We start from the raw sequence: 16,737 nt of genomic DNA, 5'->3' as shown, positions 1-16,737 counted from the left end.
GTGGGCGGTTCTACGCCGTCGCCGCGGCGGCGGCCCGGCCCGCCGCGCGGCCGGAGAAGATGCAGCCGCCGAGGAAGGTGCCTTCGAGGGAGCGGTAGCCGTGGACGCCGCCGCCGCCGAAGCCGGCGGCCTCGCCCGCCGCGTACAGGCCCGGGAGGGGTTCGCCGGTCTCGGTGAGGACGCGGGAGGAGAGGTCGGTCTGGAGGCCGCCGAGGGACTTGCGGGTGAGGATGTTGAGGCGGACGGCGATGAGGGGGCCGGCCTTGGGGTCGAGGATGCGGTGCGGGGCGGCGGTGCGGATGAGGCGGTCGCCGAGATAGCCGCGGGCGCCGCGGATCGCGGTGATCTGGAGGTCCTTGGTAAAGGGGTTGGCGATCTCGCGGTCGCGGGCGGTCACCTCGTGGCGGAGTACGGCCTCGTCGACGAGGTCCCGGCCGGTGATCCGGTTCATGCCGCGGACGAGGGCCGCGAGGTCGTCCTCGACGACGAAGTCGGCGCCCTTGTCCATGAACGCCCGGACGGGTCCCGGGACGTCGGCGCGGGCGCGGCCGAGGACGTCGCGGATCGACTTGCCGGTGAGGTCGGGGTTCTGCTCGGAGCCGGAGAGGGCGAACTCCTTGCCGATGATCCGCTGGTCGAGGACGAACCAGGTGTGGTCGTGGCCGGTCCGCATGATGTGTTCGAGGGTGCCGAGGGTGTCGAAGCCGGGGAAGAGCGGGACCGGGAGCCGCTTGCCGGTGGCGTCGAGCCAGAGGGACGAGGGGCCGGGCAGGATGCGGATGCCGTGCCGCGCCCAGATGGGGTTCCAGTTCTCGATGCCCTCGGTGTAGTGCCACATCCGGTCGCGGTTGACGTGGTGGGCGCCTGCCTTCTCCGCGATGCCGAGCATCAGGCCGTCGACGTGGGCGGGGACACCGGAGAGCAGCTTCTCGGGCGGGGTGCCGAGGCGGGCGGGCCACTGGGCGCGGACCAGATCGTGGTTGCCGCCGATGCCGCCGGTGGTGACGATCACCGCCTGGGCCCGCAGCTCGAAGGAGCCGGTGGCGGTGCGGCTGCTGGCGGTGCCGCGCTCCGCGTCCGAGGGCTCCAGGACCTCGCCGGTGACCGTGTCGAGGGCGCCCGCGGTGCGGCCGAGGGAGGTGACGCGGTGGCGGAAGCGGAAGGTGATGAGGCCCCGGGCGACGCCCTCGCGGACCTTCGCCTCGAAGGGGGCGACGAGGCCGGGGCCCGTACCCCAGGTGATGTGGAAGCGGGGGACGGAGTTGCCGTGGCCGTTGGCGTCGTAGCCGCCGCGCTCGGCCCAGCCGACGACGGGGAAGAAGCGGACCCCGCGCGCGTGGAGCCAGGAACGCTTCTCGCCGGCGGCGAAGTCGACGTACGCCTCCGCCCAGCGGCGGGCCCACGCGTCCTCGGGCCGGTCGAAGCCGGCGGTGCCCATCCAGTCCTGGAGGGCGAGGGCGTGGCTGTCCCGGACGCGCAGTCGGCGCTGTTCGGGCGAGTCGACGAGGAAGAGCCCGCCGAAGGACCAGTGGGCCTGGCCGCCGAGGGACTGTTCGGGCTCCTGGTCCAGGAGGATCACGGACCGGCCGGCGTCGACCAGTTCGGCGGTGGCGACGAGACCGGCGAGGCCGGCCCCGATCACGATCACATCGGCGTCGTAGGGCATGGACCGCATCTTGGATACACGAATGTATCGAGTCAACCGTCCGGGACCCGAGGAGCCCCTCCGATTTCCTGATGCCGAACATTGGGCGGGCGGGGGCTGACGAAGATCGGCGCGGTGGAGCTCGGCACGGTGGAGCTCGGCACGGCGAGGATGCGGGTCGACTCGGTCCACCCCGGCATGACACGCCGATGGGCCGGGTCGGCGAGGCCGACGAGATCGCCGGCGCGGTCGTCTTCCTGCTCTCGGACGCCGCCTCGTACGTGACGGGCGCCGAGCTCGCCGTGGACGGCGGCTGGACGACGGGCCCGACGGTCGAGTACGTCATGGGGCAGTGAACCCCCGGACCCTGCTGGTTGGATGGGCGCATGAGTGCCTCGGATGAAGTCCCGTATGCAGCATCGGATGAAGTACTCGACGTCGTCGACGAGCAGGACCGGGTGATCGGGCAGGCTCCGCGCGGTGAGGTGTACGCGCGGGGCCTGATCCACCGCTGCACCTTCATCAGGGTGCGGGACGCCGAGGGCCGGGTCTTCGTGCACCGCAGGACGCCGACGAAGCTGGTCTTCCCCTCGATGTACGACCTGTTCGTCGGCGGGGTCGTCGGCGCCGGCGAGTCCTACGAGGACGCCGCGCTGCGCGAGGCCGAGGAGGAGCTCGGGGTCTCCGGACTGCCCCGACCCGACTTCCTCTTCAAGTTCCTGTACGACTCCGGGGGCGTGGCCGGGAAGTGGTGGTCCTCCGTGTACGAGGTCCACTGCGACCTTCCGGTGCGGCCACAGGTCGAGGAGGTCGCCTGGCACGCCTTCCTCACCGAGGAGGAACTGCGCGAGCGACTGCCCGGCGCGCCCGACGCCTGGGAGTGGGTGCCGGACGGGCTCGCGGCGTACGAGCGGCTGGTGGCGGACGAGCGGAGCTCGGCGGAGGAGCGGCCCGTGGTGGATCCGAACGGGTAGGGGCGGACCAGCGACCGGGCCGGTGGCGAATCCGAACGGGTGGCGGCGGGCCGTTAGGGTGCCGGGGTGAGTCGATTCGTACAGAGCCTGCGGCTGTGGTTCGCGCCGCGGCGGATCCGGGACGAGGGCGAGACCCCCGACTACCGCTTCTCCCTCGCCAACGAGCGGACGTTCCTCGCCTGGATCCGGACGGCGCTCGCGCTCATCGGCGGCGGATTCGCCGTCGACCAGTTCCTGCCGGACCTGCGCTGGGCGGTCCGCGTCGGGCTCTCGCTCGCCCTGCTGGCCGCCGGCGTGCTGTGCGCCCTGCGCGCGGTGAACCACTGGATCCGCTGCGAACGGGCCATGCGCCGGGGCGAGGACCTGCCCGTCTCCCGCTTCCCCGCGGTCCTGAGCCTCACCGTGGCCGTGGTGGCGGTCGCGATGGTGATCCTCGTGGTCGTCGGCCGGGCCGGGTAGTGGGCACGCCGGCGCGCGGGGCGGGGTCCGGGTCCGGCCCCGGCGGATCCGGGTCCGCCGGGGCCGATGCCCGTGATCCCGGGCTCCAGCCGGAGCGGACCCGGCTCGCCTGGCGGCGGACGACCCTGTCGTGGACGGTCGTGGCGATACTCGGCGTCAAGCTCGCCCTGATGGACGACACCACCACGGCGGGCGTGACCGGCCTGGCCCTCGCCGCGCTTCTGTGGATCGGCTTCCTGGCCGTCACCCACCGGCGGATCCGGTCCCTGGACACCGCCCGGCCGCAGGTGCTTTCGGTCCGGGGTGCGCTGCTGGCGACGGGGTGCACGGTGGCGCTGGCGGTGTGTGGGGCGGTGCTGATCTGGTGATCCGATCTCCTGGATCCAGGAGATCGGATGCTGGATCCAAAAGATCGGATCCAAAAGATCGGATCCGGGAGGTTGGATCCGAGAGGCCGGATCCGGGAACTTGGATCCGGGAGGTTGGATCCCGGAGGTTGCATCCCCGAGGCTGGACCCAGGAGATCGGACCCAGGAGGCCGGATCCGGGAGGTTGGATCCCGGAGGCTGGACCCAAGAGGCCGGATCCCGGAGGTTGGATCCCGGAGGTTGGATCCGGGAGGTTGGATCCCGGAGGTTGGATGTTGGATCCACCAGCCGGTCGGGCCGTGTCCCGGCTACGGGACCGTGACCACGACCTTGCCCTGGAGGCCCCCCTCGGCGTTGGCGCGCTGGGCGTCGGCGGCGCGTTCCAGGGGGAAGGTCTTCGCCACGCGGACGTCCAGGACTCCTTCGTCGGCGAGGTCGGCCAGGGCGGCGAGGTCGGTGGCGTCGGGGCGGACCCAGAAGTAGCGGCCGCCGAGGGCCAGGGCCTCGCCGTCGGCGATGGAGGCGAGGCGGCCGCCGGGCGCCAGGTGCTTGGCCGCGTGCTGGAGGAACGGTCCGCCGAGGGTGTCCAGGACGGCGTCGACGCCGTCCGGGGCGAGCTCCTTGACCTGGTGGGCGAAGGTGCGCTCGTCGAAGAGGACGGGGGCGGCGCCGAGTTCCTGCACGCGCTCCACGCCGGACTCGCGGACCGCGCCCAGGACGCGGCAGCCGAGGTGCCGGGCGATCTGGACGGCCATCGAGCCGACCCCGCCGCCCGCGGCCAGGATCAGGATCGTCTCCCCCGACCGTACGGACAGCGCGGTGTGCAGGGCCTGGTAGGCGGTGAGGCCGACCAGGGGCAGTCCCGCGGCCTCCTCGAAGGTGCAGGTGCGGGGCTTGCGGGCGAGGGTGCGGACGGGGGCGGCGACGTACTCGGCGAAGGTGCCGTGGGCGAGGAAGTCCTCCCGGACGTACCCCATCACCTCGTCGCCCTCCGCCCATTCGGTGACGGAGACGCCGGGCCGGACGACGACGCCGGAGACGTCCCAGCCGGGGACGACGGGGAAGACGGCGTCGATCATCCCGTCGAGGTAGCCGGCCTGTGCCTTCCAGTCGACCGGGTTGACCGCCGCGGCCCGCACCCGGACGAGGACCTCGTCGGGCCCCACCTTCGGGTCGGGCAGCTCGCCGTACTCCAGGACCTCGGGGCCGCCGTAGCGGCGGTAGCTGATGGCCTTCATGGCACCGACCCTCGGCGCGGGCGGGGTGCTCCGCAAGCCGGGCGGGGCCGTGGGGGAACGGGGAGGGTGGGCGGTCACCGGAAGAGAGGTGCGGGAAAGCGCCCCGGGGCGGGGCCGTCGGTGGCAGGCTTCCGCTGTTCCGTCGATCTTGAGTACCTTCCCGGTCTGGTCGATCCGATCTTCACGTCTCCCGGGGGAGCCCTGTGCCTGCCACCGACCCGTACGTGGTCACGCTCGCGCCGCACGTCCACGCCTATGTCCAGCCCGACGGCGGCTGGTGCCTGAACAACGCCGGTTTCCTCGGCGACGCGGGCGAGTCCCTGCTCGTCGACACCACCGCCACCGAACGGCGCGCCCTGCTGCTGCGGGAGGCGGTGCTCGCCGCGGGGCTGCCGCTGCCGCGCACGATCGTGAACACCCACCACCACGGCGACCACACCTACGGCAACGGCGTGTTCCGGCCGGAGGCGCGGATCGTCGGGCACGAGAACTGCCGGACCGAGCAGCTGGCCGCGGGGCACCAGTTGCACCTGCTGTGGCCGCAGACCGACTTCGGCCGGGTCGAGATCACGCCGTCCGACCTCACGTACGGCGACCGGCTGACCCTGTACGCGGGAGGTGTCGAGGTGCGGGTGCTGCACCCGGGTCCCGCGCACACGACCGGCGACTCGATCGTGCACCTGCCGGAGCAGGGCGTGGTCTTCACCGGGGACCTGGTCTTCCAGGGCGGTACCCCGTTCGTGCCGATGGGCTCGGTGGCCGGCTCGCTGCGCGCGCTCGACGTGCTGCGGTCGCTGGACGCGGAGCGGGTGGTGCCGGGGCACGGGCCGGTGACGGACCCGAGCGCGTACGACGCCACCGAGCGCTATCTGCGGTGGGTGCTCGAACTGGCCGCCGAGGGGCGCGCCAAGGGCGATCCGCCGCTGGAGACCGCGCGGCGGGCGGACCTGGGCGAGTTCGCCGCGTGGCGGGAGAGCGAGCGGCTGGTGGCCAATCTGCACCGGGCGTACGCGGAGCTGGAGGGGCTCCCCGAGGGGCACCCGCTCGACCCGGCGGCCGTCTTCGGAGACATGGCGGCGATGAACGGCGGCGTACCGGTGGCCTGCCACGCCTGAGGGAGGAGGCGGGAGCGGAAGCACGAACGGAAGCGCCACGCGCGCGTGGGGAGGGCCGGATGTGTTCCGGCCCTCCCCCGGCCGTTTCGGGGGTGCCCCTGGACGACATACCGACTGGTCGGTCATCATGAACGCCGACCGACCAGCCCACCGGAGGTACGCCCCATGAGCCACGCCGCCCCGCCACCCGGCCTCGACCCCGAGCGCCTGCGCCGCCATCTGGACCGCGAGCGGCCGGGGCTGGTCGCCGGGCCGCTCGAAGCCCGGCTGATCGAGGGCGGCCGCTCCAACCTCACGTACGTCGTCACCGACGGCACCGGCCGCTGGGTGGTGCGCCGCCCGCCGCTCGGGCACGTGCTGGCCACCGCGCACGACATGAAGCGGGAGCACCGGGTGATCAGCGCGCTCGGCTCCACCTCCGTGCCGGTGCCGGGCACGGTGCTGCTGTGCGAGGACGAGGAGGTGCTCGGCGCGCCCTTCTACGTGATGGAGTTCGTCGAGGGGACCCCGTACCGCTCCGCCTCCCAGCTGGCGCCGCTGGGCCCGGAGCGCACCCGGGCGGCCGTCCTGGGCCTGGTCGACACCCTGGTCGACCTGCACGCGGTGGAGCCGGAGGCCGTGGGGCTCGGCGACTTCGGCCGGCCGGAGGGCTTCCTCGACCGGCAGGTGCGCCGCTGGGGCAAGCAGCTCGCCGCCTCCCGGGGCCGCGAGCTGCCCGGGATCGAGGAGCTGCACGCCGCCCTCGGCCGGGCGCTGCCCGGCTCCCCCGCGCCGACCGTGGTGCACGGCGACTACCGGCTCGACAACGCGCTCGTCGGGGCGGACGACCGGATCACCGCCGTCCTCGACTGGGAGATGTCCACGCTCGGCGACCCGCTGACCGACCTGGGTCTCCTGGTCATGTACAGCACCCCGCTGGACCTGCCCGGCTCACCGATCTCGACCACCGCGACCGCCGCCGGCCACCCGGCCGCCGCCGAGCTGGTCGAGCGGTACGCCGCCCGCTCCGGCCGGGACGTCTCCGCGCTCTCCTGGTACACGGCCTTCGCCTGGTTCAAGCTCGCCGTGATCCTGGAGGGCATCCACTACCGCTACACCCTCGGGCAGACCGTCGGCGCCGGCTTCGACCGCATCGGCGACCTCGTCCCCGTCTTCATCGAGCACGGCCTGACCACCCTTCAGGAGGGCTGACCCGCCATGGACTTCTCCTACGACGCCCGCACCGAGGAGCTGCGCGCCCGGCTCCTCGCCTTCATGGACGAGCACGTGCACCCCGCCGAGGCCGTCGCCGAGGAACAGCGGGCCTCGCTCGCCTCCCCGTGGGACGAGCCGCCGGTGGTGGCGGAGCTGAAGGCCGAGGCCAGGCGGCAGGGGCTGTGGAACCTCTTCCTGCCGGACGAGGAGTACGGGGCGGGGCTGACGAACCTCCAGTACGCTCCGCTCGCCGAGATCACCGGCCGCAGCCCGCAGCTCGCCCCGACCGCCCTCAACTGCGCGGCCCCGGACACCGGGAACATGGAGCTGCTCGCCCAGTTCGGCGACGAGGCGCAGAAGAAGCAGTGGCTGGAGCCGCTGCTCGCGGGCGAGATCCGGTCTGCCTTCGCGATGACCGAGCCCGAGGTGGCCTCCTCGGACGCGACCAACATCGAGACCCGGATCCGGCGGGACGGGGACTCGTACGTGATCGACGGGCGCAAGTGGTACATCTCCGGGGCGATGAACCCGGACTGCAAGGTCTTCATCGTGATGGGGAAGACCGACCCGGACGGGGCGGACCTCCGCCGCCAGCAGTCGATGATCCTCGTGCCGCGCGACACCCCGGGCGTCGAGGTGCGCCGGGCGATGCGGGTGTACGGCTACGAGGACCACTACCACGGCGGCCACGCCGAGGTCGTCTTCGAGAACGTGCGGGTGCCCGCCGGGAACCTGATCGGCGAGGAGGGCGGCGGCTTCGCCATCGCCCAGGCCCGGCTCGGCCCCGGCCGCATCCACCACTGCATGCGGCTGATCGGCATGGCCGAGCGGGCGGTGGAGCTGACCTGCCGGCGGGCCGTCTCGCGTACCGCCTTCGGCAAGACCCTCGCCCAGCAGGGCGTGGTGCAGAACTGGATCGCGGACGCCCGGGTGACGATCGAGCAGCTGCGGCTGCTCGTCCTCAAGACGGCCTGGCTGATGGACACCGTCGGCAACAAGGGCGCCCACACCGAGATCCAGGCCATCAAGATCGCCACCCCGCGCGCGGTGGTCGACATCGTCGACAAGGCGGTGCAGGCGCACGGCGCGGGCGGCGTGTCGCAGGACTTCCCGCTCGCCGAGCTGTGGGCGGCGGCGCGGACCCTGCGGCTCGCGGACGGGCCCGACGAGGTGCACCAGCGGTCGCTGGCCCGCCGCGAGCTGAAGAAGTACCTGTAGGGGCCGTTACGGGCGCAGCGCCCGCAGCAGGAGGTCGGCGAGGTGGTCGGCGACCTGCTGCGGGGTCAGCGGCCCGTCCGGGCGGTACCAGGTGGACAGGTGGTGCACGGAGCCGAAGTGGTAGTCCACGACGAGGTCGGCGGGCGTGGCGGAGGAGAAGACGCCCGCCCGCTGGCCTTCCTCCACGAGGGCGCGGAAGCGCTCGTGGTAGCGGCGGCGCTCGGCGCGGACCTGCTTGTTCTTCTCCGGGCTCAGGTGGTGCATGGAGCGGAAGAAGATCGAGGCGTCGTCGAGGTTCTCGATGGTGGTGACGACGACGTCGGCGGCGGCGGCGCGCAGCCGCTCCTCGACGGGCGCGCCGGAGCCCGCGAAGTCGTCGAGCCGCTCCTGCTGGAGGCGGAGCACGCGCGCGTACACCTCCTGGAGGAGGTCCTCCTTGGAGCCGAAGTAGTGGTAGAGCGCGCCCTTGGTGACGCCCGCCGCCTCGACGATCTCCTGGACGGAGGTGCGGTCGTAGCCCTGCTCGGCGAAGAGCCGGGTGGCGGCGGCGAGGAGCCTCTGGGGGACGGGAGAGCCGTCCCCGTCCGTCGTCCTGGCCATGCTCCGCCGCCTTCCGGTCCGCTTCCCCGTCCCTGGCGTACGGGGTCTGTCGTCGGTAGATCTTCCCATCCGTCGCCGGGTGCGCTACCGCGCGCCCGCCTCCCAGTGCCGCTGGAGCTTGTTCATGCCGCCGAGCCAGCGCTCGGGGTCGTCCGCGCGGTTGCGGTAGAAGTCGGCGACCTCCGGGTGCGGCAGGACGAGGAAGCGGTCCTCCGCGATGGCGTCGAGGAGGGCGTCGGCGACGGTCTCGGGTTCCACGGCGGTGGGGACGAGGACGAGGTCGCCGGCCGAGCCGGTGGCGGCGAGCATGTCGGTGCGGACGCCCTGGGGGCAGATGGCGTGCACTTTGAGGCCGCGGTGGCGGTAGGTGAGGGAGAGCCATTCGGCGAAGGCGTAGGCGCCGTGTTTGGAGACGCTGTACGGGGCCGCGCCGATCATGGTGAGCAGGCCGGCGGCGGAGACGGTGGAGACGAAGCGGCCGGTGCCGCGCTCCAGCCAGTCGGGGAGGAGGGCGCGGGCCGCGCGGACGTGGGCCATGACGTTGACGTCCCAGGCGGCGGCCCAGACGGCCTCGTCGGCGAAGGCGTCGCCGGCGGAGGCGAGTCCGGCGTTGGCGCACCAGACGTCGACGGTGCCGCCGAGGGCGTCGCGGGCCTCGTCGACGATCGCGGAGGCGTCGCCGGGGACGGCGAGGGCGCCGATCTCGTCGGCGACGGCCTTGGCGCGGACCGGGTCGAGGTCGTTGACGACGACGCGGGCGCCGTCGGCGGCGAAGCGCCGGGCGAGGGCGGCGCCGATGCCGCCGCCCGCTCCGGTGACGACGACGCCGGCGCCCCGGAGTTCATGCGTGCCCGCGTTCATGGAGCCCTCCAGGTGGTGCGGTGCGGTGCGTGGATTCCCCTGACAGCGGGCAGACTAACCGGTCGGTATGGAGGGGTGGAAGAGCTGGTGCCTTCGACGGACGGCTTCCGCACGCCTCGTTCCCCCGCGCCGTCAGGAGCGCTAGCCTGCGTGCCCATGTCACGCATGAGGCGGGAGCACGCATGAAGCGGGAGCACGCATGAAGCGGACGGAGCTGTCGCGTCGGGGTCTGCTGGCGGCCGGAGGGGCCCTGACCGCAGGAGGGGCGCTGGCCGTGACGGCCTCCCCCGCCGCGGCCGCCCCCGGGCGGGGGCACGCGCGCGTACGGACCGGATTCGAGCGGCTCGCGGCGGACGGGTACGCCCTCCTGGCCGGCGAACGGGTCGGCGTCGTCACCAACCCGACCGGGATCACCCCCGACGCCCGCCACCTGGTGGACGTCATGCACGCCGACGAACGGGTCGACCTGGTCGCCGTCTTCGGCCCCGAGCACGGCTTCCGGGGCACCGCGCAGGCGGGCGGCTCGGAGGGCCGGTACGACGACCCGGCGACCGGACTGCCCGTCTACGACACGTACCTGAAGAGCGGCCGGCCGCTCGCGGACGTCTTCACGGCCTCCGGCGTCGACACCGTCGTCTTCGACATCCAGGACGCGGGCGCCCGCTTCTACACGTACATCTGGACGCTGTACGACTGCATGGTGGCGGCGGAGCTGGCCGGGAAGCGGTTCGTGGTCCTGGACCGGCCGAACCCGGTGAGCGGGCGGGCGGCCCTCGGCCCCGTCCTGGACCGGGCCTTCGCGACCTTCGTGGGCCGCGAGCCGATCGCCCAGGCGCACGGGATGACCGTGGCGGAGCTGGCGCTGCTGTTCAACGCCGAGTTCCTGGCCCGGCCGGTGGACCTTGAGACGGTCCCGATGGCGGGGTGGCGGCGGTCGGACTTCTTCGACGCCACGGGGCTGCCGTGGGTGCCGCCGAGCCCCAACATGCCGACGCCGGAGACCGCGCTCGTCTACTCCGGCACCTGCCTCTTCGAGGGCACCAACCTCTCCGAGGGCCGGGGCACCACCCGCCCCTTCGAGCTCCTCGGCGCGGAGGGCGTCGACCGCCGCTGGGCGGAGGCGGCGAACGCGCTCGAACTGCCCGGGGTCCGCTTCCGCGAGGCCTACTTCGCGCCGACCTTCTCCAAGTTCCAGGGCCGCACGGTCGGCGGCGTGCAGCTGCACGTCCACGACCGGGCGGCCTTCGACCCGGTACGCGCCGGGATCGCGCTCCTGGTCACCGCCCGCGCCTCCTGGTCCGGCTTCGCCTGGCGGCCCGACCACTGGATCGACAAGCTCACCGGCTCCACCCGCGTCCGCACCCTCGTCGACGCCGGCGCCACGACCGACGAGGTCGTGGCGGCGTGGTCGGACGACCTGGCGGCCTTCCGGGCGCTCCGGCGGGAGCATCTGCTGTACCGGTGAGGGGGGTTGTCCCCCCGAACATCAGGGGGGCGGCCGGGATGTCCCGGCGGGGGCGCCGGCGGACACGATGGCCGCATGAAGCGCTCCTTACTCCGCCGCCTGCCCCTGGTGGGGCTCCTCGCGGCCGTCTGCCTCGCCTCCACCGCCCCCGGCGCCGCCGCGACCGCTCCCCCGGCTCCGGGCTCCGGTCCCGTCCTGCGTGAACTCGCCCGCTCCGCCTCGCCGCTGGACGACACCCGGGCCCTCGACCGGCTCGTCGGGCGGGCCGAGGTCGTCGGCATCGGCGAGGCCACCCACAGTTCGGGCGAGTTCTTCACCGCCAAGCACCGGATCTTCGAACACCTCGTGGAGGAGCGGGGGTTCACCACCTTCGCGCTGGAGGCCAACTGGTCCACGGGGCTGCTCGTCGACCGGTGGGTGACGACCGGCGAGGGCGACATCGAGCGGATCATGCGCGACGAGTTCCAGGAGTCGTACCGGCTCTGGAACACCGAGGAGTACCTCGACCTGTTCCGTTGGATGCGCCGTCACAACGTCGAGCACCCGGAGCGGAAGGTCCGTTTCATGGGCAACGACCTCGGGTATGCGGGGCCGAACCTGTTCGACACCGTCACCGCGTACGTCGGCCGTCACCACCCCGGGCTCCTCCCCCGCTTCCGGGAGCTCTACCGGGACTCCCGGCCCACGGGCGAGGTCGAGGCGTGGATGACCGGATACCTGGACAAGCCGCTCGCCGAACGGCGGCGGATGTCCGAGGAGGTGAACCTGGCCCTGGCCCTCCTGGAGCGGCAGAAGCCCGGCACGCGCGCGGGCGCGCGCGAGGCACACGCCTGGGCAGTGCAGCACGCCCGGGCGGTCGCGCAGGTCGGTACCGAGTTCGCCCATGACGTCGCCACCCCCGAGGGGCTCGCGGCGGCCATGCTCTACCGGGACCGGATCATGGCGGAGAACACCGCGTGGTGGCAGCGGCGGACGGGCCACCGGATGGTCCTGTCGGCGCACAACGGGCACGTGGCGTACGAGACCTTCAAGCCCGACCAGTACCCGCGCACCCAGGGGGCGTTCCTGCGGGACCTGCTCGGCCGGGGGTACGTGACGATCGGCGCCTCCTTCGGGCAGGGGTCGTTCAACGCCCACGACACGGGCGCGCCCGGGGAGCCGCTGCGCGTCTTCACCGTCGGCCCGCAGGCACCGGGCGGCGCCGCGCACACCCTCGACCGGGTCGCCGGCGGGCCCTACCTGCTGGATCTGCGGCGGACCGGGCCGGCGGCACGGGCCTGGCTCGCGGAGCCCCGGGAGGTGCGGCACATCGGCACCGCCTACCCGTGGCCGGGCACGACGCCCTCCGTGCGGCTGTCCGCCGCGTACGACGGGCTGATCCACTTCCCGGTCGTCACAGCGGCCCGGCTGCGCTGAGGCCCGAACCGCCCGAAGAGGTCTGGGAACGGCCGGATTCGGGCATGCTGCCCAGGGGTCGCGGGACGCGTCCCCTGGGCGCTTCCTCGACGGGGAGGGACGGGCGGGCCGTGAGCGGGATGAGTGTGGATCCGTACCGGGAGATCGTCTTCGACAAGGACGGGGACGGGCCCGCCGGGCAGGCCGCCGACCTGGTCGGCCTGGCGCGGAGCGGAGTGACGGACCTGGTGGTGTTCGCCCACGGGTGGAACAACTCCCCGTCCGGTGCGACCCGGTTGTACTCGGACTTCTTCGCGCCCTTCCCCGAACTCGTCGCCCCGGGCGTGGAGGCGGGGTACGCGGGCGTGGTCTGGCCCTCGATGATGTTCACGGACGAGCCGGTGCCGGACTTCCGGGCGCTGGTGACGGCGCTCCCGGAGAAGGAGCGGGCGATCGTGCGGCTCACCGAGCTGCTGGAGCTGGCGCCGCCGGAGGAGGCCGCGTTCGCCGAGTTCGGGGCGCTGCTGCGGGAGCTGGCGGACGTCGGCGGGGAGGGGCTTCTCGACCTCGACGGCGGTCCGGCCGCGGGCGAGTCCATACCGCTGTTCCTGACGGCGGATCCGATGGAGGCGTGCGCCCTGTTCGCGGACGCGGCGGAGGCCGAGGCGGCCGCGTCGCCGGAGACCGCGGAGGCGGCGGCTCCGGAGGCCCTGTTCGGCGACGGGTTCGGGCGGCTCTGGAAGGGCGGCCGGGAGGCGCTGCGGCAGGCCACGTACTACGTGATGAAGCGGCGGGCGGGACAGGTGGGCGAGCGGGGGCTCGGGCCGCTGCTCGCGGAGGTGGCGCGGGCGGCGCCGGGGCTGCGGGTGCACCTCGTGGGCCACAGCATGGGCGCCCGGCTCGTGGCGTACGCGCTGCGCGGGCTGCCGGGGGCGCTGCGGCCGGTCAGGTCGATGACGCTGCTCCAGGGGGCCTTCTCGCACTACGCGTTCGGGGCCAGGCTGCCGCACGATCCCGACCGGTCGGGGGCGCTGAGGGACATGCAGCTGCGGGTGCGGGGGCCGGTGGTGGCCTGCCACTCGCACCACGACACCGCGCTCGGCGTCTTCTACCCGCTGGCCTCCCTCGCGGCCCGCGACTCGGCGTCCCTGACGGGGCCGCTCGGGCGGATCGCGGCGCGCGACCCCCGGTGGGGGGCGATCGGCTGGGACGGTGTCCACGGCGTGCCGGGGGCGCCGCGGCGGACGCTCGCGACGGTGCTGCGGGACGGGGTTCCGGCCTCGGGCTGCGTGAGCGTGGACGCGGCGGACGTGGTCCGCTCGCACAGCGACGTCCGACGGCCGGAGCTGGCCCGGGTGGTGGTCTCGGCGGCCAGGATCGGCCGGCGCTGAGACGCCCACGCTGACCTGCGCGGATGCCACCGAGCACGCCTTCGGGACGGCCGCACGCGAGTGGCGTCTTCTCGCCACGTCACGTCCGTTCGGGATTCGGGCGGAACACGGAGGCGCCGCCGTTCGTCCCTCTGGTACCGCGGATGCGCGGCGACCAGCGACGGAGGTGGCGAGCGATGGCCGGTTTCCGGAGTCTCGCGAGACAGGTGCGTGATCAGGGCTGCGACACGGCGCTGCGCAGGTATTCGCTGCGCAAGTGCCTGGAGCGGTTCGCTCCCTACGGGCACCGGGCGACCTGGGACCACCTGTGCCGCAGGCACGGGTTCGGACCCGACGACCGGGAGCTCGATCCGGCGCGGCTCGTGGCCGCCCTGGAGGAGTTGGAGGAGGCGCGGGCCGTGTGGCTGGCGTACGAGGCGGAGTTCGCCGCCCGGCGCCGGCGCGAGAAGCACGGCGGGCTGCGTGCCCTGAGGGCACTGGACGACTGGCACCGGGGCGTGTGGGGCGGCAACGGCGTGGTGCGGTGCGGAGATCCGACCGTCCATCCGACGGACCCGCTGCCGCAGGTGGTGCGACGCCTCGTCGCCGCCCTGGAGCACGGGCCGGGCGAGGCGTGCCCGGTGTGCGCGGGCACCCGGATCGCGTGGGCCGGCGGCCCCGGGGACCCGGAGTGGTACGGCCCGGTGTGCGCGGACTGCGGCGTCGAGGTGCCGCGCGCGGTCCTGACCCCCGGCGCCCTGGCCCGCGCCCGGGAGATACGCAGCCGTCCCCTGGTCCCGGCGGCGTGATCCGGCCGCCGAGGAGGACGGGGGACGTGGTACTCCGGCGCTCCGGGCGGTGCTGAACGGTACGTGAGGGCCGGTGGGTCGGCGGTGGTGCCGCGCGATCCGGCCGGGCTCGCCCGGACCGCGGCGGACGCGGTGACGGCGGACGCGGTGACGATGGACGCGGGCGAGGTACGGATCCGGCCCCGGGCACCCGGCGGCGGACGTGCGCTCCCGCCCCGGCCGAGGGAGCCCGCGCCGGCGACGGGTTCCTACTGTTCCTTGCCCTCGCGGCGTACCGGCAGCAGGCGGGAGCCGGCCATGCGCTCGCCGAAGACGTCGTCGGGGTTGGAGAGCACGCAGGTCTCCAGGGAGAGGCAGCCGCAGCCGATGCAGTCCGACAGATGGTCGCGGAGCCGGCCGAGCTGCTTGATGCGGTCGTCGAGTTCGGTGCGCCAGGCGGCGGAGAGCCGGGACCAGTCCTCGCGGGTCGGGGTGCGCTCCTCGGGCAGCGCGGAGAGGGCCTCGCGGATGGTGGCGAGCGGGATGCCCACGCGCTGGGCGGCGCGGATGAAGGCGACCCGGCGCAGGGCGTCGCGCCCGTAACGGCGCTGGTTTCCGGTGGTGCGGCGGCTGCCGATGAGTCCCTTGGCCTCGTAGAAGTGGAGGGCGGAGACGGCGGCACCGCTGCGGGCGGAGAGCTGACCGACGGTGAGCTCGTGGATCTTCTCGGGAATCTGCGGCACCCCTCGAACCCTACTGGTCCGTCATCACTGCTCCGTCGGCCTGGGCCGATCCGTTGACAGGGCGACCCTCACCCCACATGCTGAGCAAGCGCTTAGACACAAACCGTTTGGTATGTCGTACGAGAAGGGACCGGGCACATGGCCGAGCCGAGGATCTTCACTTCCGCCGAGGAGCTGCGCGCGGGGGTCGGCGAGCAGCTGGGGCACAGCGACTGGCTGGAGGTCGACCAGAAGCGGATCGACCTCTTCGCCGAGGCCACCGGCGACCACCAGTGGATCCACGTGGACCCCGAGCGCGCCGCCCAGGGCCCCTTCGGCTCGACGATCGCGCACGGCTACCTCACCCTCTCGCTGCTGCCGCTGTTCGTGCCGCAGGTGCTGCGGGTCGAGGGCATGAAGATGGGCCTGAACTACGGCACGGAGAAGGTGCGCTTCCCCGCTCCGGTGCCGGTCGGCTCGCGGCTGCGCGCCACGGCGGTGCTGACGAAGGTGGAGGAGGCGGGCGGCGGCGTGCAGGTCACCGCGAAGGTGACCGTGGAGCGCGAGGGCAGCGACAAGCCGGTGTGCGTCGCCGAGTCGGTCTCGCGCTACTACTTCTGAGCCCACCCGGAAGCCCACCCGGCCGCGCCGCCACCGGTCCCGCTAGCGGCGGCCCACCATGCGGAGCACGAGGTCGGCGTAGAGCTCGCCGACCTCGTCGGGGGTCCGGCGGCCCTCGGGGTTGAACCAGCGGGCGACGTCGATGCAGAGCGAGAGGACGGCGACGGTGGTGCCGGCCACGTCGGCCTGGTCGAACTCGCCGGCCGCCACGCCCTGCTCGATGATCCGGCGCACGCTCGCGTCGGTCTCCCGGCGCAGCTCCACGATCTCGGCGCGGTGCTCGGGGCCGAGCGCGTCGAGCTCGTACTGGACGACGCGGGCGGTGGTGTGGTGCTCGGCGTGCCAGCGGACGAAGGAGCGCACGGCGTCGGCGAGCCGCTCGGACGCGGCGCCGCCGCCGGACTCGGCCGCCCGGAGGATCTCCAGGGCCTTGTCGTGACCGATGCGGCTGATCCGGTGGAGCAGCTCTTCCTTGGTCTTGTAGTGGATGTAGAGCGCGGCCGGGCTCATGCCGGCCCGCCCGGCGATGTCCCGGGTGGTGGTGGCGTGGTAGCCGCGTTCGGCGAAGGCCTCCACGGCCGCGACCAGCAGCCTCCGGGCGGCCTCGGGCGTGACCTCGCCCCAGGGCACGTCCTCGCCCTCGGGCGTCTGCTCCGCCGCGCTCATCCCACACTCCTCCTCGGACCGGTCAGGACGAACACCAT

General features: G+C 73.6%; 17 protein-coding genes and 1 pseudogene. 12 read left to right on the top strand and 6 right to left on the bottom strand.

Annotated elements, in window-relative coordinates:
* Positions 1–10: 10 nt before the first annotated feature.
* The gene (locus tag HHL19_RS24760; RefSeq protein ID WP_169092552.1) at positions 11–1,666 is read right to left on the bottom strand and encodes an FAD-binding dehydrogenase; all 1,656 of its coding nucleotides are present in this window, start codon (positions 1,664–1,666) and stop codon (positions 11–13) included.
* An 84-nt stretch (positions 1,667–1,750) separates the two neighbouring features.
* Between HHL19_RS24760 and HHL19_RS38210 the strand changes: the two are divergent.
* The 4 genes and pseudogenes from HHL19_RS38210 to HHL19_RS24740 form a co-directional block, all read left to right on the top strand.
* Positions 1,751–2,001: pseudogene (locus tag HHL19_RS38210) on the top strand (SDR family oxidoreductase); the annotation flags it as partial.
* 30 nt (positions 2,002–2,031) lie between these two features.
* The gene (locus tag HHL19_RS24750; protein WP_169092551.1) at positions 2,032–2,619 is read left to right on the top strand and encodes an NUDIX domain-containing protein; all 588 of its coding nucleotides are present in this window, start codon (positions 2,032–2,034) and stop codon (positions 2,617–2,619) included.
* Positions 2,620–2,685: 66 nt separating this feature from the next.
* Entirely contained in the window at positions 2,686–3,078 is a 393-nt protein-coding gene (locus tag HHL19_RS24745) for a DUF202 domain-containing protein (RefSeq protein ID WP_169092550.1), read from the top strand.
* Positions 3,078–3,446: a DUF202 domain-containing protein gene (locus HHL19_RS24740; RefSeq protein WP_169092549.1), complete on the top strand. Its 369-nt coding sequence runs from the start codon at positions 3,078–3,080 to the stop codon at positions 3,444–3,446. The genes HHL19_RS24745 and HHL19_RS24740 overlap by 1 nt, the downstream gene beginning before the upstream one ends.
* 308 nt (positions 3,447–3,754) lie before the next feature.
* On the opposite strand, the gene HHL19_RS24735 is transcribed toward HHL19_RS24740, so the two are convergent.
* A complete protein-coding gene (locus HHL19_RS24735; RefSeq protein WP_169092548.1) occupies positions 3,755–4,684 on the bottom strand; it encodes an NADP-dependent oxidoreductase in 930 nt (309 codons plus the stop codon).
* Between the two features lie 203 nt (positions 4,685–4,887).
* Between HHL19_RS24735 and HHL19_RS24730 the strand changes: the two genes are divergently transcribed.
* The 3 genes from HHL19_RS24730 to HHL19_RS24720 all read left to right on the top strand — a co-directional run bounded on the left by HHL19_RS24730 (position 4,888) and on the right by HHL19_RS24720 (position 8,211).
* Positions 4,888–5,799 (top strand): MBL fold metallo-hydrolase, encoded by a 912-nt coding sequence (locus tag HHL19_RS24730; protein ID WP_169092547.1) that lies wholly within the window; start codon positions 4,888–4,890, stop codon positions 5,797–5,799.
* A gap of 165 nt (positions 5,800–5,964) precedes the next feature.
* Positions 5,965–6,990 (top strand): phosphotransferase family protein, encoded by a 1,026-nt coding sequence (locus HHL19_RS24725; protein ID WP_169092546.1) that lies wholly within the window; start codon positions 5,965–5,967, stop codon positions 6,988–6,990.
* 6 nt (positions 6,991–6,996) lie between these two features.
* Complete coding sequence (locus tag HHL19_RS24720; protein ID WP_169092545.1) at positions 6,997–8,211, top strand: acyl-CoA dehydrogenase family protein; 1,215 nt, start codon at positions 6,997–6,999, stop codon at positions 8,209–8,211.
* Positions 8,212–8,217: 6 nt separating this feature from the next.
* On the opposite strand, the gene HHL19_RS24715 is transcribed toward HHL19_RS24720, so the two are convergent.
* Both HHL19_RS24715 and HHL19_RS24710 read right to left on the bottom strand, forming a co-directional pair.
* Complete coding sequence (locus HHL19_RS24715; RefSeq protein ID WP_169092544.1) at positions 8,218–8,811, bottom strand: TetR/AcrR family transcriptional regulator; 594 nt, start codon at positions 8,809–8,811, stop codon at positions 8,218–8,220.
* Between the two features lie 84 nt (positions 8,812–8,895).
* Positions 8,896–9,672, bottom strand: coding sequence for an SDR family oxidoreductase (locus tag HHL19_RS24710; RefSeq protein WP_169092543.1), 777 nt, complete (start codon positions 9,670–9,672; stop codon positions 8,896–8,898).
* A 199-nt stretch (positions 9,673–9,871) separates the two neighbouring features.
* Here HHL19_RS24710 and HHL19_RS24705 point away from each other — a divergent pair, with 199 nt between their 5' ends.
* From HHL19_RS24705 to HHL19_RS24690, 4 genes are all read left to right on the top strand, one after another.
* A complete protein-coding gene (locus HHL19_RS24705; protein WP_169092542.1) occupies positions 9,872–11,137 on the top strand; it encodes a DUF1343 domain-containing protein in 1,266 nt (421 codons plus the stop codon).
* Between the two features lie 75 nt (positions 11,138–11,212).
* Positions 11,213–12,553, top strand: coding sequence for an erythromycin esterase family protein (locus HHL19_RS24700; protein ID WP_169092541.1), 1,341 nt, complete (start codon positions 11,213–11,215; stop codon positions 12,551–12,553).
* Between the two features lie 119 nt (positions 12,554–12,672).
* Positions 12,673–13,923 carry a serine-threonine protein kinase gene (locus HHL19_RS24695; protein ID WP_206325737.1) on the top strand — a complete coding sequence of 417 codons (1,251 nt, stop codon included), beginning with the start codon at positions 12,673–12,675 and terminating at the stop codon, positions 13,921–13,923.
* Between the two features lie 176 nt (positions 13,924–14,099).
* On the top strand, positions 14,100–14,711 hold the full coding sequence (locus tag HHL19_RS24690; protein WP_169092540.1) for a hypothetical protein: 612 nt from the start codon (positions 14,100–14,102) through the stop codon (positions 14,709–14,711).
* A gap of 248 nt (positions 14,712–14,959) precedes the next feature.
* On the opposite strand, the gene soxR is transcribed toward HHL19_RS24690, so the two are convergent.
* The gene (gene soxR, locus HHL19_RS24685) at positions 14,960–15,433 is read right to left on the bottom strand and encodes a redox-sensitive transcriptional activator SoxR (RefSeq protein WP_169092539.1); all 474 of its coding nucleotides are present in this window, start codon (positions 15,431–15,433) and stop codon (positions 14,960–14,962) included.
* A 138-nt stretch (positions 15,434–15,571) separates the two neighbouring features.
* Between soxR and HHL19_RS24680 the strand changes: the two genes are divergently transcribed.
* The gene (locus HHL19_RS24680; RefSeq protein WP_169092538.1) at positions 15,572–16,033 is read left to right on the top strand and encodes a MaoC family dehydratase; all 462 of its coding nucleotides are present in this window, start codon (positions 15,572–15,574) and stop codon (positions 16,031–16,033) included.
* Between the two features lie 42 nt (positions 16,034–16,075).
* On the opposite strand, the gene HHL19_RS24675 is transcribed toward HHL19_RS24680, so the two are convergent.
* Entirely contained in the window at positions 16,076–16,699 is a 624-nt protein-coding gene (locus HHL19_RS24675) for a TetR/AcrR family transcriptional regulator (protein WP_169092537.1), read from the bottom strand.
* Positions 16,700–16,737: the final 38 nt, after the last annotated feature.

This window comes from Streptomyces sp. R302, from assembly GCF_012927245.1.
Lineage (GTDB): Bacteria > Actinomycetota > Actinomycetes > Streptomycetales > Streptomycetaceae > Streptomyces.
Note: the sequence above shows the minus strand (reverse complement) of the source record. Positions and strands in the feature narration are given on the sequence as shown.

What these genes read in the sequence shown, in the direction of transcription:
- HHL19_RS24710 (WP_169092543.1), bottom strand. Translation starts at nt 9,672, where the DNA reads ATGAACGCGGGCACGCATGAACTCCGGGGCGCCGGCGTCGTCGTCACC.
- HHL19_RS24675 (WP_169092537.1), bottom strand. Translation starts at nt 16,699, where the DNA reads ATGAGCGCGGCGGAGCAGACGCCCGAGGGCGAGGACGTGCCCTGGGGC.
- HHL19_RS24715 (WP_169092544.1), bottom strand. Translation starts at nt 8,811, where the DNA reads ATGGCCAGGACGACGGACGGGGACGGCTCTCCCGTCCCCCAGAGGCTC.
- HHL19_RS24690 (WP_169092540.1), top strand. Translation starts at nt 14,100, where the DNA reads ATGGCCGGTTTCCGGAGTCTCGCGAGACAGGTGCGTGATCAGGGCTGC.
- HHL19_RS24725 (WP_169092546.1), top strand. Translation starts at nt 5,965, where the DNA reads ATGAGCCACGCCGCCCCGCCACCCGGCCTCGACCCCGAGCGCCTGCGC.
- HHL19_RS24720 (WP_169092545.1), top strand. Translation starts at nt 6,997, where the DNA reads ATGGACTTCTCCTACGACGCCCGCACCGAGGAGCTGCGCGCCCGGCTC.
- HHL19_RS24680 (WP_169092538.1), top strand. Translation starts at nt 15,572, where the DNA reads ATGGCCGAGCCGAGGATCTTCACTTCCGCCGAGGAGCTGCGCGCGGGG.
- HHL19_RS24735 (WP_169092548.1), bottom strand. Translation starts at nt 4,684, where the DNA reads ATGAAGGCCATCAGCTACCGCCGCTACGGCGGCCCCGAGGTCCTGGAG.
- HHL19_RS24760 (WP_169092552.1), bottom strand. Translation starts at nt 1,666, where the DNA reads ATGCCCTACGACGCCGATGTGATCGTGATCGGGGCCGGCCTCGCCGGT.
- HHL19_RS24705 (WP_169092542.1), top strand. Translation starts at nt 9,872, where the DNA reads ATGAAGCGGACGGAGCTGTCGCGTCGGGGTCTGCTGGCGGCCGGAGGG.
- HHL19_RS24695 (WP_206325737.1), top strand. Translation starts at nt 12,673, where the DNA reads ATGAGTGTGGATCCGTACCGGGAGATCGTCTTCGACAAGGACGGGGAC.
- HHL19_RS24750 (WP_169092551.1), top strand. Translation starts at nt 2,032, where the DNA reads ATGAGTGCCTCGGATGAAGTCCCGTATGCAGCATCGGATGAAGTACTC.
- HHL19_RS24700 (WP_169092541.1), top strand. Translation starts at nt 11,213, where the DNA reads ATGAAGCGCTCCTTACTCCGCCGCCTGCCCCTGGTGGGGCTCCTCGCG.